This is a genomic window from Pseudomonas sp. CFBP 8772 (assembly GCF_014841665.1).
Lineage (GTDB): Bacteria > Pseudomonadota > Gammaproteobacteria > Pseudomonadales > Pseudomonadaceae > Aquipseudomonas > Aquipseudomonas graminis_B.
In genome coordinates, this window is sequence record NZ_JACYUI010000003.1 from 183,628 (window position 1) to 206,390 (window position 22,763).

A 22,763-nucleotide genomic window follows, 5' to 3' on the forward strand; every position below is an offset into this window, starting at 1 on the left:
GGCATCGACATTGTGCTGCCAGGCCTGGTCGATCAGTACGGCGATCAGAAAGTCTTCGGCGGCGGCGTCTGGCCGATGCCGGACAAGCGCACCCCGGGGCGCAACAAACACAGCTCGTTTTTCCACCGTGACGGCAGTGGCCAGCTGGTGGTGAGCACGTTCTGGAACTCCGACCCTGCGCCCAACTACTGGGAACAGCCATGGCACCGCGCCGGGCAGAACGCACCCAAGGGCAAATGCGCCTGGGCGGCGGCCTATCAGGACGAAGCCAGCCCGCAACCGCGCACCAACTGCGCGATGGGCATCTACAAAGATGGCGCGCTCTACGGCGTTTCGACCATCGACGTCACCCTGGGCTTTTTCAACGGCCTGATCCAGGACAAGGAAAAAGACATTCAGGGTCAGGTGATGATCGTCGAGCGCGACGGCAAGATCCTGACCAACCAGAGCCGCATTCCCGGCGAAATCATCCTCAAGAACGTCGCAGGCTTCAGCGGCGAGTCGATGTTCGCCAAGGCCATTCAGGACGGTCTGGGCAAGGTCTCTGGCGACGCTGTGTATTCCCGGGAATACATCGACCCGCAACTGGGTGACCTGACCTTCTTCCTGCGCCCTGTGGTGGGCACGCCGTGGATGATCGCCACCTCGTTGCCAACCGCCATGCTCACCGCCAGCAGCACCGAAGTGCTGAAGACCCTGGGCTGGTTGCAGATTCCCCTGGTCATTCTGTTGCTGGTGGTGCTGGGCTTTGCCTTCCATCGCTTGCTGGCACGGCTGACCGTTCTGCGCACCAACATCGACGCGCTGTCTTCGGGTGAGGCCGACCTGACCCGTCGCATTCCGATCAAGGGCGAGGATGAACTGGACGCTGTCGGCCACTCGGTCAACAAGTTCATCGCCTTCCAGCAAGCGATGATTGTCGAGGTGCGCAGCGGCACCGAGCAGATCTCTGCCGGGCTGGTGCAGTTGCAGGATCAGTCGCGCAACATCAACCAGATCCTCAACCGCCACGCCTCGGAAACCGATCAGGCGGTGACCGCGATCAACGAGATGAGCGCCACCGCCGACAGCGTCGCCGAGAACGCTACGCAGACGGCGAGCTTTACTCAATCGGCCAACGATGCCGCGCAGCGCTCCCGGGACGTCGTCGACGAAGCGTCGGTCAGCGTGCGGGCGCTGGTGGCCGAGGTCGAAGAAGCGACGAAGTACGTTCAGGAAATGCAGGTCGATGCCAAACGCATCACCGATGTGCTCGGTGTCATCGGCGGCATCGCCCAGCAAACCAACCTGCTGGCGCTGAACGCGGCCATCGAAGCGGCGCGGGCGGGTGAGCAGGGCCGAGGCTTTGCGGTGGTGGCCGACGAAGTGCGGGCGCTGGCCGGTCGTACCCAGCAGAGCACATCGGAGATCAACGAGATGCTCGCGCGGCTGGAACAGGGCGTGAGCACTGCGGTGGGCGCGATGGAGAAAACCAAGGTCAGTTGCCAGTCGACGGCCGACCGTACGTCCCGCGTCAACGAAGGCCTGGACGGGATGGCCGGTTCGGTGCTGCGCATCCATGACCTGAGCGCGCACATTGCAACGGCGGCAGAGGAGCAGAGCGCGGTGACCGAGGAGATCAACCAGAACATGATCGCCATTCGGCACATGGTCGGTGAACTGGTGGGCTGTGGTCAGCAGACCGACACCAGCGTCGAGGCGCTGATGGCGTCCAACGAGCGGCTGGTGGCGATGATCGATCGCTTCAAGGTTCGCTAACCGGCGATCCATTCACTCGCGCAAAGCAAAGCCGGAGCCCAAAAAGCGCCGGCTTTTTTGTGGGGCGCAGAAGGTGTCTGGGCTCAGTAACTTTCGCCGCGAATGTATTCCTGCATTTTCTCGATCAGCCTGGCCTGTTCGGCAATGGCCGCCTTGACCAGGTCGCCGATGGACAGCAAACCGATCAGTCGGCCTTCGTCCACCACCGGCAAATGGCGCAGCCGGCGGTCGGTCATGATGTTCATGCAGTGCTCGACCGTGTGCTGCGAGCCCACGGTCTGTACGTCGTGGGTCATGATGTCGCTGACCGGGGTCCCGGCCGAAGCACGGCCCTTGAGCTCCATCTTGCGGGCGTAATCCCGCTCGCTGACGATGCCGACCACCTTGCCATCGCGCACCACCGGGACAGCACCGATGTTCTTTTCGGACATCAGCTTGATCGCCTCGAGGACCATCTCCCCGGGCCCGACGGTGTGGACGTCAGCGTGGTGCGGGTCTTTCAACTTCAGTAGTTCGGCTACGGTCGTCATGCTGGCCTCTCCGGCGCGTTTCTTGTGAGCACGGCCCATCCGGCCGTGCATAGAGAATCGTCGAGAGATGGCATTCCGGCAAGTTTGAAAGCGCCATGCCCGGCCCTGAAAGCGTCACCGCCCCGATTTCCCGTGGCCGCGTCGGTGGGCTGGCGCGAGGTCAGCCGATCCGCCGCGACAGGCCGCCCTGTCCCTGCGCGTGCATCGGTGCTTTTGCCGGCGATGCCGCGCGCTGCTGCAGCAGACCGGCAACGTCACGGGTCTGCAGCACGAACCCTTGCACCCAGTCCACGAAGGTCATCTCGTCCAGTGCCTTGAGCGGCAGTTGCGTGCACAGGCGAACCGCCTGTTGCTCATCCAGGGCCAGCCAGCAGCCACTCATGGCGCCGCTGTCGAAGTTGAGCCTCATCAGCCGCTCATACAGGCTCGGGTCGGGGCGCAGCGACAGTTTGCAATGCAGAATCGCGACGTCTCCCGCCGTCGGCACCTCGATGATCACCACTTCGCGGCCCTCATCGAACAGCGCGCACACGCCGTTTTCGAGTTGCAAGGCGGTGCCCAGTCGTTTGCCCAGTGCCTGAATGCAGGCGTCTGCGTGTGTCGTTGTGTTCATCATTTGCGGTGTCCTGTACGGGGGGGCGATTCGATCAATAGAGGAGCGGGCGCGGCGGCCTAGCGCGGCCGGAAAGCGCCATTGCCAGCCTGGCCCAGCTCGTGGGCGGGCTGCGAGTCGCCACGGTCGGCGATGGCGCCGTCGGCCGTGGCCTTTTTCGGGTTCCTCTGGTCAGGGCCGTAGTCGAAGGTGACTTCACCCATGAGGCGTTCGATGCTCAGCGCGCTGCCGCTCTTGAAGCTGACAAAGGGGAACGGCGTGCCGAACGCGTCTTCTTTCGCGGCGGTCTTGAAGACCGCGATGCTCTTGATGCGCAGATTGTTCTTGTCGCCGAGTATGTCCTTGAGCACCGCGTCGGTCAGCCGTCCACTCAATGCGCCGTCCTCGATGCGCTCTTTGACGTCGTCGCGGACCTCAAGCTTGATTTCGGCGCGAGTGGTGCCCTTGCTGTCCTTCATCGCATCGAGCAGGCCTTTGAGCTGCGGGTCGGCGCTCATCATTTCGTGAATCCGCTCGGCGTTGCCCGGGTTGCAGTCACGGCCGAGCATCTGTTTGACGCGGTCGATCTGCCGCTTGGAGGGCGCGGCCTGATCCAGCCGGTTGACGTTGTTGTGTTTGACCACCATGTCCATCAGCGACATCAGGCTGGAGCCCTGGCTGGCAGCGGTGTTCTGCCGGTCGAGCTGGCGCAGGCTCTGGCGCGCGGCGTATTGCGCGTCGTTCTCGTCTGACGTGGTCTTCAGGTATTTGTCCTTGAGGTCCTGCAGCACCTTCTCAGGAGGCTTGCCGGCGGGCGACGGATTCTTGCTCATGCCGGGGAAGGCCTTCTCCAGTGTGTCACCCAGGGTTTTGACGTCTGCGGTTCGCAGCGGCAGGGCGTTCTTGAAGCGCACGTCGTAGCTCTTGCCGGTCTTGTTGTCGAACGCCAGTGTCGCGCTGACGCCCAAGGGGGCGCCGCCGGCCACGAACAGGTTGCTGGGGCGCGACGTAAAGACGGTGCTGAACATCCGCGCGTAGCCGGTCACCGAGCCTTTTTCGAGGAACCGCGCGCGGTTGCTGCTATAGACGTCGGCGTGCAGGCCGTCGCTGCCGTGGCCCTCGGTCCGTTCCCGTTCGGCGCTGAGCAATGACACGGTTCCCAGCAGGCCGGCGCCGAAGCGCATGAAGCCGGCAACGGGTTCGGCATCGGTGCGGCCCTTGTTGGTCCGGGATTCAAGGTTGACCCCGGCATCCAGGTCGAACGCGTGCTTGCCCGTGGTGCGCACTTCCTTCTCGACGCCGCGATCCATCAACGCCATGGGTTTAAGGCCTCCCTGCGCCGGGCGCTTGCTGCTGGCCAGTTGCGTCTGCATCAGGTCAATCATGAAATCATCGATTTCGTCGTCGCGAATGAAAAAGCTCAGCGCCGTGCTGTTGGCATACTTGTACTTGGCGTCCAGGCTGCCGCCGAACCAGCCGCCGTTGGTCTGGAGGTTGGCGTGGCTGTCGCCGGGCGTGGTTTTGGTGTCACTTTTGCCGCCACCAAAACCGAGGCTTCCTGTGCCGCTGATTGCGCCTTCGCGACTCATCGACACCTTCAGGCCGCGGTCGAATCGGGTGAAGGTCAGGCCGTAGGTCCGCTCTGGATCGATATTGCCGCGAAAACCGAGGAACGCGGGCTCGGCCGGCCCCGCGACGCCGCCGGTGACGCCGCCGCCGTAATTGCGGTTCAGCTTGAGGCTTTCTCGAGGCTCCAGATTCTGGAGCGCCTCGGTCAGGGCGAGCATGACAGCGGCGTTATTCGGGCCGGCAGGGGTCTGCAGCCCTTGCAGCACGTTGCGCTTGAGCGGGTGGTTGTCCTTGCGCAAGTGCTTGAGCAGGTTCTTGGTGGCGTCGTAACTGGCTTCGAGGGAGGCATGGTCACGGAAGCCGGCATCGGTGTAGCGCTTCACCGGGCTGCCTTCGTAGGCGTCGTTGTGCAAGGTGGCCAGCGCTGTGGCGATGGTGTCGAAATCCTTCGCCCCCGGTTTCTTCACTTCATTGGCGAACCCGTCGAGGGCGGCGCTGATGTCGTTGAGCACCTTGACGTCCAGCGCCAGGCGAGCGCGCAGCAGGGCCTGGTTATCGCCTTGGGTGCGAGAGCCATCCAGCGGCGATTGGGTGTTGCGCCGCTCCAGCGTGAAATGCGCGTTCTTCAGCTTGGTGAGCAGCTGCCCCAGTTCGTGAGCGTTGTCGATGCCGCTGTCACGAAGGACGCTGGCCACTTGCGGCAGCATGTCATTGTTGCGCGGCTTGCCCTGGAAGGCCGGATTGATCGCGCCATTTTTCAGCAACGCGCCTTCGTCCTGGGCCAGTTCGCGCAGCGTCTTCTGCAGGTCTTCGGTGACGCTGGTCTGGAACCAGTTGAACAGCTCCGCCAGCTCGCTCGATTCAGGTGACAGGCGAGGCGCCAGCTCATTGATACGCGCAGCCATGGGTCGCGGCGGTGTGCCGGTCGCCGCGCCGGTCGCCGCAGCCGCGCGGGTGCTCAGCTCGCGCAGCAGCGCGGTTTCTTCGGTGTAGATCGGCTTCAGGCCTTCGCGGCCTTTCCAGGCGTGCTGGAGGCTGTCGGCAGGCACTTTCACCGCGCCGGTCAGCGAAAGATGGGAGGTAAGGTAATTCTGCCGGAGGGAGGCAGGGGCGTACTGCTTGGCCTTCATGCTCTCGATGTTGTTACTGCCCATCACGTTGACGGTGACCTTGGCCGAGCCTCTGCGCAGGGTTTCCGGTTCGGCCGCCGCCAGCCGATTGAAGGCCGCGTGATCATTGCTCGGGCGCGCCGGTGCGGGTGCGGCGGCTTCCCACCCGGTTGCGGTTTTGACGAATTCTCCGGCGCTGGTGGTGGCCAGCAAACGTCCATCGTGATTGGGGCGCAGGTCCTGAAGAACGGTCCCCGGTGGGGTGGTCGGGCCCTGAACCGCTTGCCAGGTCCGCTGAGGATTGAGCCTTCGAGCGTTGGCCTCGTCGCCGCTCAGCTGGAACACTGCGCCGCCGCGCAGGGCGAACCAGTGCTTGCCGCCGGTGCTGATCGCCTGGATATCGCCCGTGCCGGGTGGCTGTGGCAGCACCGCGCGTTCACCGTTCTGGTCGTGGAGGCGCAGTTTGCCGCCGCTCAGGGTCATGAAGTTCTGATCGTTCTGCACGGCCAGTTTGTCGGCGACCACACCCTCGGCGCCGCGCAGGGCGGTGCCCTTGGCTTCAGTCCCGCGACCTTGCAGGGGCAGGTCGGCGCCGCGCCCCATTTCATGGGCGGCGGCCTGGGGCGCCACTTTCAGCTGTTTGAGCTTGCCATCCTTGTCGATGAGGTAAGCGAAGCCGTCCTGGCCAGCCTGCAGCGCTTTGATGTCCTTTTCGCTGGTCTTCTTCCATTCGTCGGTGCGCGGGTCTTGCACCAACAGCGTCTTTTCGATGGTTTCTTTCAATTCTTCAACGGGCGGGTTGTGCACTAACCGCTTGTCGAGAGGACGGACGTATTCGCCGCGCGGTGCCTGGACCCGCGATGAGCGCTTCTGCTCGTAGAGGGCGATTTTGCCGCGCGGCAGCTGAATCTGCGTGGCGGCGTCAGGGGTCAGGACGGGCAAGCCGTGCTGACGATCCATGACCAGCGGCGCCATGACCCAGCCAGGCACGAAGTCCTGTTTTGCCTGATCCCACGATGCGCTGTGCTCTACGCCTTGCTGGTCCTTGACGGTGGCGTGCAGCAGGTTTTTTTCGTCATGAAAAAAGCCGCTGACGGTGTGGTGACCAAAGGCCGTCTGCAGGGCGGGCGAGGGGCGCACTTTCTGCAGTGTGAGCTCATTCACGAGGAGGTTGTTTTGTTGCGCTTCAGCGGTCGGCAAATGCGCCTCCAGGAGTTCGCCCGAGGCTGTCGTCGCCAGCAGACGATCACCGATGAGCGCCACGGATTTGGCTTTCATGGCCGCGTCGTTATCCGTGCCGGTGGGGGTAATGAGCGGGAACGCATCATGGCGGTCGGCGCCAAGCCCGTTGCGCAGTTGGAGTAACTGGTTGCCTGAGGCGTTTTCGCTGAGCGCCATCAGTGCACCGGCGGTGGAGCGTCCGAGGGCCGTGACCTTTTCTGTGAAATCCAGCGGCTTGGTCAGGTCACTCAGCTCGTACACCTTGCCTTCGTCGTTGAGCCCGAACAGGTTGCCGCCGCCAATGTTGTGCAAGGTTTTCAGCGTTGCTCCCTGGGTGTTCTCCTGCCATTGGCCCCCATGCAACGCGTACAACTTATTTTCGTGAGTACGCCAGGCGGTGTTGTTCGCGTCCTTGTGCACGCCGGTGATCTGCGCGCGATGGGCATCGGTGGGCATCGCCATTTTCTTGCCGTCGCTGGCGGAGGCGACGCGGTTCTCACTGCTCTTGAACAGTGAAATGGCGATATCGCTGGCATGGGCGTGGAGCAGCCGGTTCTGGCTGTCGACCATCAGGTATTCGGCTTTCTGCGCGTCCTGATTGAGCGGCGCAAGGTCCTGATAACGCTGATCGTGTTTGCTCAGAATGCCTTCGAGCAACCGCTCGGTGGGGTTGGGCTGGTCGGTGCCGCCAAAGGTCAGTCGTTGATTGTGCAGCGCCATGCTCAGCCGGGGTGTCAGGGCGTTGGCTGGTGGCTGGGCTGCCGTCGGAGCGCTGGGTGTCGGGCCGGTTGGCGGCACGGGCGCGTTCGCTTGTGGCGTGGCTGATGCAGCTGCCGTTGTTGAAGCCGGCGCCGCATGGGGGGCGAGCGCGGTCTGCGGGGTGTTTGCAGCGGCCGTGCTGCGGGGAATTGACGAGGCATCCCCCGGTCGGGCCTTGAACAGACCGCCTGCGAAGTGGCGGCTTTTCTGCAGCGTTGACCGGCTGGCAGTGGCCATGCGCGCCAGCACGTTTTTGCGCTGCGTGGGGCCGGTTCCGGTTCCGGGTGCTGCAGCTGGGTTCAGGTGGGTGGTGCCGACACTGGTGGTATGACCACGGAACACTGGAGGTAAAGCCATGCTGACGCCGTCCATGCAAGTGAGTGCTTGGCGGGGTGAGTGGCGTCAGGGCGGAGGGTGGTTCCCGATTTTCTGAAAAGATCAGGCAGGCCCGTCAGAGGGCTTGCGCCGGGGGCGGGAGATGACCGATTCGATGTTCTTGCGGCCGATCAGCAACGGGCTCTTGGCTTTGCGCGAGGCCGGCATGTCGGCCAGCCATTTGTACATCACCAGGCAGTCCACCAGCCCGAGCCGGGCATGGCGGTAAGCGCGAGGCAGACGGCCGACGGTCTCAAACCCGAGTTTCTGCCAGAGCGCAACGGCGACTTCATTGGTGGCCACCACGGAGTTGAACTGCATGGCCGAGAAGCCGCTGTCCAGCGCCAGTTGCTGGGAGTGCTCGCACATCAGGCGCGCGACGCCACGACCCCGCGCGGCCGGGGTGACCATGTAGCCGCAGTTGCTGACATGGCTGCCGGGGCCTGCCGCGTTGGCCTTGAGGTAATAGCTGCCGAGCAGCACGCCGTCTTCTTCGGCGATCAGCGTGTGCAGCGGGTATTCCAGCCACAGGTGCCGGGCCTGCTCGCAGGTCAGGTCGGGGGCGTAGGCGTAGGTTTCCTGGGCCCGGACCACGGCCTGAAAGGTGGGCCAGAAGACCTCGAAATCATCGGTGGTCATGGGGCGGATGTGGATCATGGGTGGGTTCCGGAATTTCGGGGAGATGCAGGTGTGGAAATAAGTCTTCCAGGCACAACGGTGTTCTGCAGCGAACAGAATACCTGTGGGAGCGACCGGGGTGGCGCTCCACCTTGCTGGCGAAGGCGGCTACACAGCCGCCAGAGATGAGTTGGCTGAGCGGGCCTCTTCGCGAGCAAGCTCGCTCCCACAGGAACTGCGTTTATTCCAGACAGCGTGGCAGATCGCCGGATGTCAGAGAGCTCGCGTCAGCTGAGTCAGGACACCACTCGATAACACGGCACATACGCCGCGCCGCCCGGCAGTTTCATCCGGTGCTGCTCGACGAAGGCCTGCAACAGCTTGTCCAGGGGCTGCATCACCTCGGCGTCACCGTGGATTTCATACGGGCCGTGTTCTTCGATCAGGCGAATGCCCTTGTCCTTGACGTTGCCCGCCACGATCCCGGAGAACGCCCGGCGCAGGTTCGCGGCCAGTTCGTGGGGCGGCAGGTCGCGGCGCAGCTGCAGGCTGGCCATGTTGGCGTGCGTCGGGTCGAATGGACGCTGGAAGCTCTCTTCGATCTTCAGCAGCCAGTTGAAGTGGAACGCGTCGGCACGGTCGCGGCGGAACTGGCGCACGGAAGCCAGGCCAAGGGTCATCTGCCGTGCCACTTCCGACGGGTTGTCGATGATGATCTGGTAATGCTTGTGCGCTTCTTCGCCCAGGGTGGCGCTGACGAACGCGTGCAGCTGCTCCAGGTACGGCGCGGTACTTTTCGGGCCGGTCAGGATGACCGGGAACGGCAGGTCCTGGTTGTCCGGGTGCATGAGGATGCCGAGCAGGTAGAGGAACTCCTCCGCCGTGCCTGCGCCCCCCGGGAAAATGATGATGCCGTGTCCGACCCGGACGAAGGCTTCCAGGCGCTTCTCGATGTCCGGCAGGATCACCAGCTCATTGACGATCGGGTTCGGCGCTTCGGCCGCGATAATGCCCGGCTCGGTCAGGCCCAGGTAACGGCCGCCGGTGATGCGCTGCTTGGCGTGGGCAATGGTCGCGCCTTTCATCGGGCCTTTCATCACGCCAGGGCCGCAACCGGTGCAGATGTCCAGTTTGCGCAGGCCCAGCTCATGGCCGACTTTCTTGGTGTATTTGTATTCTTCGGTGTTGATCGAGTGGCCGCCCCAGCACACCACCATCTTCGGTTCGACGCCGGGGCGCAGGGTGCGGGCATTGCGCAGCAGGTGGAATACGTAATCGGTGATGCCCTGGGAGCTGCTCAGGTCGATGCGCTGGCTGTCGAGCTCGCTCTCGGTGTAGACGATGTCGCGCAGGGCGCTGAAGAGCATTTCCCGGGTGCTGGCAATCATCTCGCCGTCGACGAAGGCGTCGGCCGGGGCGTTCAGCAGTTCGAGGCGCACGCCACGGTCTTGCTGGTGGATGCGCACTTCGAAGTCCTGGTAAGCCTCCAGGATGGTTTTGGCGTTATCGACATGGGCGCCGGTGTTGAGGATGGCCAGGGCGCACTGGCGGAACAGGGTGTAAATGCTGCCGGAGCCTGCGGCGCTGAGCTGCTGGACTTCACGTTGCGACAGTGTTTCCAGGCTGCCCTTGGGGCTGACCGAAGCGTTGATGACGTGTCTTGGAGCCATTCTTGATTCCTTGAAAGCGGTGCCGGCCGCCGCGAGGGGGCAGGGCACGAATACAGTAAGCGTTCGAGACGCTCACCCATGGGGCCATTTTTTACATCGGTTGGTCAGGAAAGCAAACGTTGTGAGCGCGAATCTGGAAATTTCCCGTGACCCCGGTATGCTGCTCCTCGACGCCCAGACCCATCGGCCCTCCCGACGCTATGATCTTCAACTTCATCATTTTTCTCCTGACCCTTGTCGCCATGGAAGGGGTCGGCTTCCTCGCCCACAAGTACGTGATGCACGGCTGGGGCTGGTTCCTGCACAAGTCCCACCACGAAGAACAGCTCGGCGCGTTCGAAACCAACGACCTCTATCTGCTGGCCCTGGCCCTGGTGGCGATCGCGCTGATCGTTGCCGGCAACAGCGGCCATGACCCGCTGCAATGGGTGGGCGCCGGCGTCGCGGCGTTCGGTCTGCTCTACGTGTTTATTCACGATGGCATGGTCCATCGTCATTGGCCTGCGCGACCACGGCCGCGCAGCCGCTACCTCAAACGCCTCTACCACGCGCATCTCATGCATCACGCGGTGAAAGGCCGACGCAACAGCGTGTCCTTCGGCTTCCTTTATGCGCCCTCGGCGGCGACGCTGAAACACCAGCTGCGCGATCATCGTTCTGCCCCCCGTGACGAGCGTTGTCGAGACAGCGCCGGCGCGGCCATGGGCACGGATCTGCAGAACGGCTGAACGGACTCCACGCCGGACCGGTCATTAGTTTCACGTGCGTCACGCTGTTGCGCGTCGTGTTGCTGTCGTAGCACTGACGGTCAGTCGTCTCACGCTGTTAATCAACGCGAATTCCTTCTCCGGAGAACCCCATGACTCAAGCATCGACACAGGCAACGGGCAAGACCGTCACCTTCAAACGCCCCGACGGCAAAGAGTTGAGTGGCTACCTGGCCAGCCCGGCCAAGACCGACGGCGCACCGGCCGTGGTGGTGATTCAGGAATGGTGGGGCCTGAACGACCAGATCCGTGGCGTGGCCGATCGGCTTGCCGCCTCGGGCTATCTGGCGCTGGTGCCTGATCTGTACCGTGGCGAAATGACGGTCGAGGAAGAAGAAGCCCATCACCTGATGGACAAACTCGACTTCGCCGACGCCGCCACCCAGGACATCCGCGGCGCCGTGCAATACCTCAAGGGCCACAGCCAGAAAGTCGGCGTCACCGGCTTTTGCATGGGCGGCGCGCTGACCCTGTTGGCGCTGAACTTCATCCCCGAACTGTCTGCCGGCGTGGTGTTCTACGGCATGCCGCCGCTGGAATTCCTCGACCCTGCGGCGATCAAGGTGCCGGTACTGGCGCATTGGGGCACCCAGGATGAGTTCTTCCCGGCGGACGGCGTCGATCAGCTCGAAGCCAAACTCAGCGAAGGCGGCGTGGACCTGGAATTCCACCGCTACCTGGCCCACCACGCCTTTGCCAACGAAGAAGCCGTAGGACCTGGCCGGATTCCGGGCACGCAATACGACCCGGTGTGGGCGCAGCTGGCCATGGACCGCACGCTGACGTTCTTCGGCCGCACGCTGTGGGGTTGAAGAGAGCGGCGCTTGAGTAGCTGCTAGCGCTACTGCACCCCGAACAGCGCCGTCCAGTAAATACCGGCGTCGCTTTTCGGGTCGGTGGCGTACGCAGCGCCCAGGTCATGAAACTGCGGGTTCATGAGGTTGGCGCAATGGCCGGGGCTGGCAAGCCAGCCTTCAACCACCTTGCGCGCGTTGTCCTGGCCGGCGGCAATGTTCTCGCCGATCTGCTGGCCGATGTACCCGGCCAGCTCCGCACGGTCCCCCGGCGTCCCGCCATTGCGACCCTTGTGATCGAAATAATTGTTGTTGGCCATGGAACGCGAGTGGCTCTCGGCTGCGCTCATCAGGGTGTCGTTCCACACCAGCGGCGCCGCGGCGGAAAACGACTGGGCGCCACATTGCTGCGGCTGCTTGCGCGCTTCATTGATCAGCCCCAGCAGTTTCTGGCCCTCGGCCTGCGCATTACCCAACCCGCCCGCCAGCAGCGGACGTGCCAGCACGATGCGCCAGTCGCGGTCGTTGCGGCTGACGCCGATGTCGACGAACTGCGGATTGAGCACCACCTGACAAAAACTTTCCTGAATGGCGGCCATCGCCGCTTGCGCGTCGCGCGGGCCCGAAAGTGTGATCGCCTGGACGCTGACCATCGGATACGACGCCCGGGCCAGCATCGGCTGCAGGTCCACCGTGCCACTGGCCGGCAGGTTCAGGCGCGGGTCGCTGTTGAGTGGCGGCAGCTCGGTCGACGCCACATTGGCGCAAGGCTGGGCCTGGCTGCGGTAGGTATTGATTGACTGGATCAGCTGCGTTTCTTCGCCGGCCACGGCCGTCCCTGCCATCAGCAGCGCCAGGGGCACAACAGCGAGACACTGGATGAATGATCTGAAACGCATGGAAATCTCCCTCGAACTGACGCGCCCACGGTGCGCGATTTTACCTGTCGCGATTAGTCTGAGCTGCACAAACCGTGGAGGTTGCAGCGATGAGCAGGGTTTTTGCAATAGCCGGCGTGAAAACCCGGTGTTTCGCCGCATGCTGCACGCCGATGCGTGACTGAACGGGCGCGAAGGAAGAGGGCGTTTGTTTATTCCGGGCCCGGGCGGTAGTCGTCACACCGGCTGAGCCACATAATCAGCGCTCGACCCTGCGGTGCGACCTCGATGACCACGACCATTCAGCGACTGACCCCGGAATATGCCTCGGCGTATCGAGCCCTGATGCTTGAAGCGTACGCCCTCCATCCTGATGCGTTTACCTCCGACGTCGCCGAGCGCGAAGCCTTGCCGATCAGTTGGTGGGAAAAGCGGCTTGTGGTCGGGCCTGACGCGAAAGAGGTGGTGTTTGGCGCCGTTGAATCAGGCAGTTTGCTGGGGGTTGCCGGCCTGTCCCTGGAAACCAGAAGGAAAGCCCGCCACAAATCCACGCTGTTCGGGATGTACGTTCCCCACGCCCATCGCGGCAAAGGCATTGGCCACGACCTGATCAGCAGCGTGTTGGCCTACGCCCGGAGCCAGCCACCGCTGTTGCTGGTCCAGTTGACCGTCACCGACGGCAATCGCGGCGCGCAGGGTTTATACGAACGGATGGGCTTTGTCCCGTTTGGGGTGGAGCCGTATGCGGTGGCGGTGGGAGAGCAGTATGTGTCGAAGGTGCACATGTGGTGCGATTTGCGGCGTTCCGGATCTGAGATCGGCTGAAGCCGGTCCCACTGTTGGATCGCGGTCGGTTAGTGGGACTGGCTTTAGCCGGGAATATGCCAGTGTGTGCGCCATCCAATTTGCGGTATGGCCTCCGACGCTTTCCCGGCTGAAGCCGGTCCCACAGTTGGATCGCGGTCGGTTAGTGGGACTGGCTTTAGCCGGGAAGAAGCCAGTGTGTGCGCCATCCAATTTGCGGCGCGGCCTCCGACGCCTTCCCGGCTGAAGCCGGTCCCACTGTTGGATCGCGGTCTGTCAGGGGGACTGGCTTTAGCCGGGAAGAGGCCAGTGCGTACGCCATCCATTTTGCGGTATGGCCTCCGACGCCTTCCCGGCTAAAGCCGGTCCTACTGTTGGATCGCGGTCGGTTAGTGGAACTGGCTTTAGCCGGGAAGAGGCCAGTGTGTGCGCCATCCAATTTGCGGTGTGGCCTCCGACGCTTTCCCGGCTGAAGCCGGTCCCACAGTTGGATCGCGGTCTGTCAGTGGGACTGGCTTTAGCCGGGAATGGGCCAGTGCGTGCGACATCCAATTTGCGGTATGGCCTCCGACGCCTTCCCGGCTGAAGCCGGTCCCACTGTTGGATCGCGGTCGGTTAGTGGGACCGGCTTTAGCCGGGAAGAGGCCGGTGTGCATACCCACAATTTTGCAGTGCGCCTACCAACGCCTTCCCGGCTGAAGCCGGTCCTACTGTTGGATCGCGGTCGGTTAGTGGGACTGGCTTTAGCCGGGAAGAGGCCAGTGTGTGCGCCATCCATTTTGCGGTATGGCCTACCGACGCTTTCCCGGCTGAAGCCGGTCCCACTGTTGGATCGCGGTCGGTTAGTGGGACTGGCTTTAGCCGGGAATGGGCCAGTGTGTGCGCCATCCAATTTGCGGTGTGGCCTCCGATGTCTTCCCGGCTGAAGCCCGTCCCACAGTTGGATCGCGGTCGGTTAGTGGGACTGGCTTTAGCCGGGAAGAGGCCAGTGTGTGCGCCATCCAGTTTGCGGTATGGCCTCCGACGCCTTCTCGGCTGAAGCCGGTCCTACTGTTGGATCACGGTCGGTTAGTAGGACTGGCTTTAGCCGGGAAGAGGCCAGTGTGTGCGCCATCCATTTTGCGGTATGGCCTACCGACGCTTTGCCGGCTGAAGCCGGTCCCACTATTGGATCGCGGTCGGTTAGTGGGACTGGCTTTAGCCGGGAAGAGGCCAGTGTGTGCGCCATCCAATTTGTGGCGCGGCCTCCGAAGCTTTCCCGGCTAAAGCCGGTCCTACTGTTGGATCGCGGTCGGTTAGTGGGACTGGCTTTAGCCGGGAAGAGGCCAGTGTGTACGACTTCCAATTCGCGGTATGGCTTCCGACGCTTTCCCGGCTGACGCCGGTCACACTGTTGGATCGCGGTCGGTTAGTGGGACCGGCTTTAGCCGGGAAGAGGCCAGTATGTGCGCCATCCATTTTGCGGTATGGCCTACCGACGCTTTCCCGGCTAAAGCCGGTCCTACATATGCATCGCGGCCCTGCTTTAACCACCTAGCGCTCGATCGTGCGGCTCCAGCGGGCGTTCCATTCCGGGCGGACCTGGTTGACCTGATCCCAGTCGATGGTCACGGCGGTTTCCAGGTATTTGTTCATGGCTTCGACCTGGCCACGGGTCTTGTCCGTGGTCGGGGTTTTCGGGTTGGACGGGATCTGGTCGCCCATTTCCAGGGCCGGCGCCTGGGCTTCCGGGGTCAGCAGGAAGGCCGCGAGTTTCTGCGCCAGTTCCGGCTGGTCGTTGTTGGCGATGGTGCATTCGGCCACGTTCAACACCACACCGCCTTCCTTCGGCGGCGCGTATTCCACCGGCACGCCCTTGAGCTTGAGCGCGGTGACCTGGGTCGGCGTCAGCGGGAACAGCGCCGCCTCGCCGGTCTGCACCATCTCCGAAATCTTCGCGGAACTGGCGATGTACTCCAGCACGTTCGGCCCCACCGTCTTTGGCCACGCCTTGAAACCCGGCTCGACGTTGGTTTCGTTGCCGCCCTGCAACCGGTTGAACATCAGAAAACCGTGCAGCCCGAACGTAGAAGAGGCCAGCGACTGGAACACCAGCTTCTCCTTGTACTTAGGGTCCGCCATGTCGGCCCAGGACGTCGGCGCGCTCCAGCCATTGTCCTTGAACATCTTGGTGTTGTACGCCAGCCCCGTGACACCGAGGCTGACGGCCACCGCTTCTTCCTTGATCTTGCCCTTGGCCGGGATGTCCGCCAGGCTCGCGCTCGGATTCAGCTTGCCGCACAGACCCATGGAGATGGCGCGGTACATGATGCCGTCGTCGAGGAACATCACGTGCATCTGCGGATTGTCCTTGCTGGCCTGAACCTTGGCGAGGATGTCCGAGGACGTGCCCGGCACGATCACCACCTTGACGTTGTTCGCCTTCTCGAATGCCGGCAGCACGTTGTCGGCGTACAAGCGCTCCATGGTGCCGCCGTTCATGCCCAGGTACAGCGTCGGTTCGGCCTGTACGGGCATCGAAGCAACAAACACGGCAAACGGCAGGCAAGACAAGCCAGTCAGGGCAACACGTTTCATATGAGTCATGGGTTCGACCTTCCTCTGAGCAATGGAATGACGTGATCGGTGCCGGACGGCACGACGATGGCAGGCGATGAAATGTGCGGTTGCGATTGAAAGCGTGTGATCGAGAACGGCGTCAGGTCGATGTTCGACGCCCCGGCACAGACCATTTGCGCCAGCGCCTCGCCCGCCGCCGGACCGATCTGAAAGCCCGATCCCGCAAAGCCGAAGCCGTGCAGTAAACCGGGTTGCGTGGAACTGGCACCCAGGACCGGTTCGCGGTCGGGCAGATAACCTTCGGTGCCGCTCCAGGTGCGAATGGCCTGGGCACCGGCCAGCGGCGGGTACAGTTCAACGGCGTTGCGCAGGATCTCCAGAATCGCTGCCTGACCGGGGCGCGCGGTGGCCGGGTCCAGCGGAAAACCCTGACCGCCGCCCAGCACGCAATTGCCCCGCGCCACCTGCCGCGCATAAATCCCGCCGCCCTCGACGCCGGTGCTGACGTCCATGAACATCGGCAGCGGTTCGGTCACCAGCATCGCCGGGTGGCCCGCACGCATCGGCACCGGTTCGCCGAACTGCTGGGCCAGTTGAGCCGCCCAGGCGCCGGCGCAATTGAGCAGCCAAGGTCCACGAAAGCACTGATCATCGGCGGTCCGCACGACAAACGCCTGACCGTCATGGCTGACCTCGCTGACGTGGGCTTGCTCGAACGTCTGCGCACCGGCGCGGCGCGCAGCAAAGGCAAACGCCGGAGAAACGAGGCGCGGATTGGCATGGCCGTCCTCAGCACACAGCGAGGCGCCCACCGCCACATCCCCGGCCCAGGGAAAGCGGGCGCGCAACTGGGCGTGGTCGAGCAACTGCAGCTGCATCCCGAATCCCCGGGACGCCTCTTCATAGGCGACCAGCGCGGCCATGTCCTTGTCACTGCGGGCCAGCTTGAGATGGCCCGAGCGCACGTATTCGCCGTCGGTGCCGATGAACGCGCGCAGGTCACCCCAGATTTCATGGGCGCGCCGGGACAGGGGCAGTTGCGACAGCGGACGGCCCTGACGGCGCACGCCGCCGTAGTTCACGCCGCTTGAGTGAGAGCCGAAAAAGTCCCTTTCCAGCAGCGCCACGCGTTTGCCGCTCAGGGCGAGAAACAGCGCCGCCGAGGCGCCGACAATCCCTCCTCCAATCACCACCGCATCCACCTCGACGGGCTGGGTCATTGTTCTGCCTCCACGCCAAACGGCAGCGGTTTGATCGGTGCCTGCCCACGCAATCGACCAACGCAGGCAACCTCGCGGCCCGACGCATGAGCGACGATTTCCGCCGCGGCCAGTCCACACATGCGCCCCTGACAGCGGCCCATGCCGACCCGGCACATGGCCTTGACCCGGTTGATTTCCCAATGTCCCTCGGCCACGGTCTGGCGGATCTCGCCGGCGCTGACTTCCTCGCAACGGCAGACGATCAGGCTGTCCGGCGCCTTGGCCGCCCAGTCTTCGGGGAACGGGAATGCGGTTTCCAGCCCCTGGCGAAACCGCTGGATGGCTTCCAGTTGGCGCTGTAATTCGATGCTGCGGGCGCGGTCGATGCGGTAGCCGAGGTCGCCGAGCAAGGTCAGGGCCGCCAGTTCGCCGGCCATTTCGGCGGCGTCGGCGCCCATGATGCCCGCGCCATCACCGGCCAGATAAACCCCCTCGAAGCTGCTGCGTCCGGCGGCGTCGCGGGTCGGCAGCCAGGCACGGTTCAACGCGCTCCAGGCGAAGTCGCAGCCGAGCAGATCGGCCAGCTGGGTTTCGCTGCGCAAAGCATGGGCGAACGCGACGGCGTCACAGGCGAGGTCTTTGCGTTGATTGCCCCGCTGCCAACTGACCCCGCTGACCCGTCGCTCGCCCTGAATGCCCTGCAGATGAACGCCTTGTTGCACCGGGACACCGTGGGCCGTCAGCCAGGCGCGGTAATAAAGCCCTTTCGCCAGCGTCGACGGTTGCCCGAGCAACGCGGGCAGGGCGCGGGTCTGGGCGGAGAAGGGCGAGCTGTCGAGCACCGCCGCCACCGTCGCCCCGGCTTTGGCGTATTGATACGCCACCAGATACAACAGCGGCCCGCTGCCGGCGAAGACCACCCGCTGACCGATGGCGCAGCCCTGAAACTTCAGCGCGATCTGCGCCGCCCCGAGGCTGTAGACGCCGGGCAATGTCCAGCCCGGTACCGGCAGGATGCGGTCAGTGGCCCCGGTGGCCACGATCAGATGCTTGAACGGCACCTGCGCCGCGCGGCCATTGTGCAGGGTATCGAGGGTGCGCGATTCGGCGTTCCACACCAACGTCTCGGGACGGTAGTCGATCTCAGCCTGCAACTGATCGATGGTGGTGTGAACCGACTCGGCCTTGCCCGCTTCGAAACCGTACAGCGCCTTCGCCGACCGTTTGAAATGCTCCGGCTGGCGTCGATAGACCTGACCGCCGCCGCGCAGACTTTCATCCAGCAGGCAAGGGCGCAGACCGTGGGCAAGCAGCGTCTGCGCCGCGCGAATTCCCGCCGGGCCGGCGCCGACGATGACCGTGCTCGCACCCGAGGTCGCTGGCGCGTTGACGGCTCCATTTTTCGCCTCGTTCATAGGCTGCGCCCCGGCTCGCGGGTCACGCCGACATTGGCTTCGAGCAGCGTTGAGCAGGCCCGCACCCGGCGGCCGTCGCCCAGTTTCACCCAGCAGTCCTGGCACGCGCCCATCAGGCAGAAACCGGCCCGGGGTTCGCCGCTGAAGTCGCTGCCGCGCAATGAGTCTTCTGCCGTCAGCACCGCCGTGAGCAAGGTATCGCCCTGCAAGCCGCTGGCCGGCTGACCGTCGAGGGTGAAGGGCAGCACGGCGCGGTCGCGTTCGGCCAGTCGTTTCAGCAAGGCCATGGCGTGCGCTCCATCGGGCAAAGGTGGGTAAACCGAACAGTCATCAATGCCTCCCCACCAGTACACGGTCCAGCCCATACACCCGATCGAGAATGATCATGGTCGCCGCCGTCAGGGCGATCACCAGCGCAGACACCGCCGCCATCATCGGATCGATGGATTCGGTGGCGTACACGTACATGCGCACCGGCAGGGTCTGGGTCGAGGGCGAGGTGACGAAGATCGACAGCGTCACTTCGTCGAAGCTGTTGATGAACGCCAGCAGCCAGCCACCGGCCACGCCGGGCAGGATCATCGGCAGGGTGATCAGGCGGAACAGCGTGAAGCGGCTGGCACCCAGGGATTCAGCCGCCTGCTCAGCGCTGCGGTCCATGCCGATGGAGGCGGCAATCACCAGGCGCAGCACGTACGGCGTGATCACCACCACGTGGGCGAACATCAGCCAGACGAAACTGCCGTTCACGCCCATCAGCGCGAACAGGCGCAGCATCGCCACCCCCAGCACCAGATGGGGAATGATGATCGGCGACAGGAACAGGCCGTTGAGAAAACCCCGGCCAGGAAAGCGGTAGCGGGTGATCGCCAGTGCCGCCGGCACGGCGATCAACGTCGCCAGGGTGGCCGCGACCACCGCCAGGATCAGGCTGTTGTAGAAGGACTGAATGAAGTCGGCGCGCTCGAACACCGCCCTGAACCAGCGCAGGGAAAACCCGTGCCACGGCAGGCTCAATGTGTTTTCCGGGGTGAAGGCCACCAGGCACACCACCACCAGCGGCGCCAGCATGAACACCACCACCAGGGCATGAAACGACAGGGCCAGAGGACCGTTCTTGGACATCGCTCATTCCCCCAGGGATTTTTTATAGCGGCCTTCGACCAGCCGGTTCCACGACAGCATGACCAACAGGTTGATCAGCAGCAGTGCCACGGCGATCGCTGCACCCATCGGCCAGTTGAGTTCCGAGAGGTATTGGTCGTAGACGACGGTGGCGACCATCTTCAGGCGCCTCCCGCCGAGCAGGCCGGGGATGGCGAACGAACTGGCGGACAGGCCGAAGACGATCAACGTCCCCGACAGCACACCCGGCATCACTTGCGGTAGCACCACCATCCTCATCACTTGCGCTTGGGTGGCGCCGAGGGACAGCGCGGCCTGTTCGGCGGAGGCGTCGAGTTTCTGCAGCGAGGTCCACACCGGGATGATTATGAACGGCAGCATCACGTGGACCAGCGCCAGAATCACCGCGAACGGCGTGTACAGTATTTTGATCGGACGCCCGCCGAGGGCCTGGATCGCCTGATTGATCAGACCGTCGGCGCCCAGCAGCAGGCTCCAGCCAAACGCCCGCACCACCACCGAAATCAGCAGCGGCGTGAGGATCAGGATCAGGAAAATCGACCGCCACGGGGTGCCCATGCGGCTGAGGATGTAGGCCTCGGGCACGCCGATCACCACGCACAGCAGGGTCACCAGCGCGCTGATCCAGAAGGTGCGCAGGAAGATCTCGTAGAAGTACGAATCGGTGAGCAGATTGGTGTACTGGGCCAGCGTCCACTCACCGCCCTTGACCCCGACTTCGTAGTCGAACACGTTGAACGACAGCACCAGCGTCAGCAGCAACGGCAGCACCAGCAGGCCGAAGAACAGCGCCAGTGCCGGCGCCGACAGCAGGTACCCGCGTCCGGTGTCGCGCAGCACACTCATGCCGGCACCTCGTCGACGCTCAACACCCGCAGCAGGTCCGACGGCCAGTCCAGGCCCACCGCGAAGCCTTCGTTCATCGGCGCGTCGCCATCGTTGCGGCGCACCACAGTGATTTCGCCGATGGGCGTTTCGATGCGGTACAGCCACTGGCTGCCGAGGAAGTAGCGCATGACCACACGGCCTTGCAGGCGACCGCTCCCCGCAGGCACCGGGTCGATCTTCTCCGGGCGCAGGCTCAGCACCAGCTCGCCGTCGCCAGGCTCATGGCGCACCTGGGCCGCGCCGCTGGCATCGCGATCGCCGCGCAGCAGATTGGCCTTGCCGACGAAGCCGGAGATGAAACGCGTACGGGGGTGTTCGTAGAGGTGGTAGGGCTCGTCGATCTGGGTGATGCGCCCGGCCTGCATCACCACGACGCGATCGCTGATGGACAGCGCTTCGGCCTGGTCGTGGGTGACCATCAGGGTGGTGATGCCGACTTCGCGCTGGATGCGGCGGATCTCGAACTGCATCTCTTCGCGCAGGTTGGCGTCGAGGTTGGACAGCGGTTCGTCCAGCAGCAACACCGGCGGCTCGATCACCAGCGCCCGGGCCAAAGCCACCCGCTGACGCTGGCCGCCGGACAGCTCGCGAGGGTAACGCTCGGCATGGGGCGTGAGGCGCACCAGTTCCAGCACCCGGGAGACGCGGCGCTCGATGTCGGCGGCGGAGACTTTGCGCATTTTCAGGCCGAAGGCGACGTTGTCGCGCACGGTCATGTGCGGGAACAGCGCATAGGACTGAAACACCACGCCCAGCCCGCGACTGGCCGGCTTGGCGTGGGTGATGTCGCGGCCGTCCAGCAGGATGCGGCCGGCGCTCACATCAACGAAGCCGGCGATCATTTGCAGGGTGGTGGTTTTGCCGCAGCCGGAGGGGCCGAGCAGGGAGACGAATTCGCCTTGCTCCACGGAAAGGTCAGTGGCCACGACGGCATCGATGGGGCCGTAGCGCTTGCACAGTGCCTGGAGTTGAAGAAAAGCCATGGCTGCGTTCCACCTTTTTTCGTGCACACCGAAGGCGTGCGTTTTTTATGGGCAGATGCGAAGAGAAGTGCTGCGTGTGGCCGTGGACGCTGGCGCTCGATCGGTGTCGGCTGCCGCTGTTATTCAAATCGCCCTGTGGACCGATCCTAGGCCCAAGACTAGGATGCGCTCAACGAGTAATTTCATTGAGTGAGTAGTTTTTGCGGATTCATTCATTCAGCGAGTAGAAATGAGGATCGTGGCGTAATGGATTCCACTGAGCGGAAGAGCGCTGAGAAAGAAACAGGGGTTGGAGCGGTCTCTCGCCTGTTTGCCGTGCTGCGGGCGCTGGGCAATTGTCCCGATGGCAGTGAACGGGTCACACAACTGGCGCAGCAGGTGGGTCTGTCTCAACCGACCACCCACCGTTTGCTGCGCAGCCTGATGGACGAGGGCATGGTCGAGCAGGACCTGCGCAGCAAGCGTTACCGCCTGAGCCTGGAATTTTTCGCCCTTGCCGCGCGCGCCGGGCAGTCCGGCAACCTGCGCGACGTGGTGCGGCCGAGTTTGCTGCGCCTGTCGGCCTCGTTGGGGGACTCGTTGTTTCTGCTGGCCCGCAGTGGTTTCGATGCGGTGTGTCTGGACCGCAGCGAAGGGCCGTACCCGATCCGCACCTTCACCGGCGACATCGGCGGTCGGGTGGCACTGGGCGTGGGGCAGGGCAGTCTGGCGATCCTGGCGTTTCTGCCGGAAGAAGAACGCGAGACCGTCATCCGCTACAACTTGCCGCGCCTGCGGGATTTCCACCTCTACGACGAAGTGATGCTGCGCTCGGAAATCGACACAGTGCGGCGGACCGGCTACGCCGCGCGCAACACCGGCGTGCTGGAAGGCATGGCGGGTCTGGCGGTGCCGATTCTCGACCGCGATGGCCGGGCCGTGGCGGCGTTGAGCGTGGCCACCCTCAGCGACCGCCTCAGTGCAGACCGCATGCCCACGGTGGTGGACATGCTCAAGCGCGAGGCGACGGCGATCAGCCAGAAGATCAATCCCTTCGATCCGGTGCTGCGCCGCCCCTCTCAGGTGTTCGGTCAGCGAGAATGACTGCCGCTGCCGACACATTCATCTGAATGCCTTTCAGTACATT

General features: G+C 63.9%; 18 protein-coding genes and 1 pseudogene. 6 read left to right on the plus strand and 13 right to left on the minus strand.

Annotation, left to right across the window (positions count from 1 at the left end; all coding sequences use genetic code 11):
* Window positions 1–75: 75 nt before the first annotated feature.
* Window positions 76–885 (plus strand): annotated as a pseudogene (locus IFT99_RS26705) (HAMP domain-containing protein); the annotation flags it as partial.
* Window positions 886–912: 27 nt separating this feature from the next.
* Window positions 913–1,758 carry a methyl-accepting chemotaxis protein gene (locus IFT99_RS26710; protein WP_410933827.1) on the plus strand — a complete coding sequence of 282 codons (846 nt, stop codon included), beginning with the start codon at window positions 913–915 and terminating at the stop codon, window positions 1,756–1,758.
* 83 nt (window positions 1,759–1,841) lie between these two features.
* Here IFT99_RS26710 and IFT99_RS07800 read toward each other — a convergent pair whose 3' ends face one another.
* The 5 genes from IFT99_RS07800 to ppnN all read right to left on the minus strand — a co-directional run bounded on the left by IFT99_RS07800 (window position 1,842) and on the right by ppnN (window position 10,201).
* The gene (locus IFT99_RS07800) at window positions 1,842–2,288 is read right to left on the minus strand and encodes a CBS domain-containing protein (RefSeq protein ID WP_065991548.1); all 447 of its coding nucleotides are present in this window, start codon (window positions 2,286–2,288) and stop codon (window positions 1,842–1,844) included.
* Between the two features lie 160 nt (window positions 2,289–2,448).
* Entirely contained in the window at window positions 2,449–2,904 is a 456-nt protein-coding gene (locus IFT99_RS07805; protein WP_141695231.1) for a type III secretion system chaperone, read from the minus strand.
* Between the two features lie 56 nt (window positions 2,905–2,960).
* On the minus strand, window positions 2,961–7,895 hold the full coding sequence (locus IFT99_RS07810; protein WP_192131317.1) for an AvrE-family type 3 secretion system effector: 4,935 nt from the start codon (window positions 7,893–7,895) through the stop codon (window positions 2,961–2,963).
* An 81-nt stretch (window positions 7,896–7,976) separates the two neighbouring features.
* A complete protein-coding gene (locus IFT99_RS07815; RefSeq protein ID WP_192131319.1) occupies window positions 7,977–8,570 on the minus strand; it encodes a GNAT family N-acetyltransferase in 594 nt (197 codons plus the stop codon).
* Between the two features lie 257 nt (window positions 8,571–8,827).
* Complete coding sequence (gene ppnN, locus IFT99_RS07820; RefSeq protein ID WP_065991552.1) at window positions 8,828–10,201, minus strand: nucleotide 5'-monophosphate nucleosidase PpnN; 1,374 nt, start codon at window positions 10,199–10,201, stop codon at window positions 8,828–8,830.
* A 200-nt stretch (window positions 10,202–10,401) separates the two neighbouring features.
* Here ppnN and IFT99_RS07825 point away from each other — a divergent pair, with 200 nt between their 5' ends.
* Together IFT99_RS07825 and IFT99_RS07830 are read left to right on the plus strand one after the other, a co-directional pair.
* Complete coding sequence (locus IFT99_RS07825; protein ID WP_192131967.1) at window positions 10,402–10,929, plus strand: sterol desaturase family protein; 528 nt, start codon at window positions 10,402–10,404, stop codon at window positions 10,927–10,929.
* A 131-nt stretch (window positions 10,930–11,060) separates the two neighbouring features.
* A complete protein-coding gene (locus IFT99_RS07830) occupies window positions 11,061–11,780 on the plus strand; it encodes a dienelactone hydrolase family protein (protein WP_192131321.1) in 720 nt (239 codons plus the stop codon).
* 29 nt (window positions 11,781–11,809) lie between these two features.
* Here the strand turns inward: IFT99_RS07830 and IFT99_RS07835 are convergent, their stop codons facing one another.
* The gene (locus IFT99_RS07835) at window positions 11,810–12,607 is read right to left on the minus strand and encodes a CAP domain-containing protein (protein ID WP_446731125.1); all 798 of its coding nucleotides are present in this window, start codon (window positions 12,605–12,607) and stop codon (window positions 11,810–11,812) included.
* Window positions 12,608–12,928: 321 nt separating this feature from the next.
* Here IFT99_RS07835 and IFT99_RS07840 point away from each other — a divergent pair, with 321 nt between their 5' ends.
* Window positions 12,929–13,465, plus strand: a complete 537-nt coding sequence (locus tag IFT99_RS07840) for a GNAT family N-acetyltransferase (protein WP_192131325.1) — start codon at window positions 12,929–12,931, stop codon at window positions 13,463–13,465.
* Window positions 13,466–14,977: 1,512 nt separating this feature from the next.
* Here IFT99_RS07840 and IFT99_RS07845 read toward each other — a convergent pair.
* From IFT99_RS07845 to IFT99_RS07875, 7 genes are read right to left on the minus strand one after another with little or no spacing between them, the layout of a single operon-like run.
* Window positions 14,978–16,030, minus strand: a complete 1,053-nt coding sequence (locus IFT99_RS07845; protein WP_192131328.1) for an ABC transporter substrate-binding protein — start codon at window positions 16,028–16,030, stop codon at window positions 14,978–14,980.
* Complete coding sequence (locus IFT99_RS07850) at window positions 16,027–17,223, minus strand: NAD(P)/FAD-dependent oxidoreductase (RefSeq protein ID WP_192131330.1); 1,197 nt, start codon at window positions 17,221–17,223, stop codon at window positions 16,027–16,029. The genes IFT99_RS07845 and IFT99_RS07850 overlap by 4 nt, the downstream gene beginning before the upstream one ends.
* Complete coding sequence (locus IFT99_RS07855) at window positions 17,220–18,620, minus strand: FAD/NAD(P)-dependent oxidoreductase (protein WP_192131332.1); 1,401 nt, start codon at window positions 18,618–18,620, stop codon at window positions 17,220–17,222. The genes IFT99_RS07850 and IFT99_RS07855 overlap by 4 nt, the downstream gene beginning before the upstream one ends.
* Window positions 18,617–18,907: a (2Fe-2S)-binding protein gene (locus tag IFT99_RS07860; RefSeq protein ID WP_192131334.1), complete on the minus strand. Its 291-nt coding sequence runs from the start codon at window positions 18,905–18,907 to the stop codon at window positions 18,617–18,619. The genes IFT99_RS07855 and IFT99_RS07860 overlap by 4 nt, the downstream gene beginning before the upstream one ends.
* Window positions 18,908–18,950: 43 nt before the next feature.
* Entirely contained in the window at window positions 18,951–19,745 is a 795-nt protein-coding gene (locus tag IFT99_RS07865; RefSeq protein WP_192131336.1) for an ABC transporter permease, read from the minus strand.
* Window positions 19,746–19,748: 3 nt separating this feature from the next.
* The gene (locus IFT99_RS07870; RefSeq protein ID WP_192131338.1) at window positions 19,749–20,612 is read right to left on the minus strand and encodes an ABC transporter permease; all 864 of its coding nucleotides are present in this window, start codon (window positions 20,610–20,612) and stop codon (window positions 19,749–19,751) included.
* Window positions 20,609–21,637, minus strand: coding sequence for an ABC transporter ATP-binding protein (locus IFT99_RS07875; RefSeq protein ID WP_192131339.1), 1,029 nt, complete (start codon window positions 21,635–21,637; stop codon window positions 20,609–20,611). Before IFT99_RS07875 ends, IFT99_RS07870 begins: the two co-directional genes overlap by 4 nt.
* A gap of 246 nt (window positions 21,638–21,883) precedes the next feature.
* Between IFT99_RS07875 and IFT99_RS07880 the strand changes: the two genes are divergently transcribed.
* Window positions 21,884–22,720, plus strand: a complete 837-nt coding sequence (locus tag IFT99_RS07880; RefSeq protein ID WP_192131341.1) for an IclR family transcriptional regulator — start codon at window positions 21,884–21,886, stop codon at window positions 22,718–22,720.
* The last annotated feature ends 43 nt before the right edge of the window (window positions 22,721–22,763 follow it).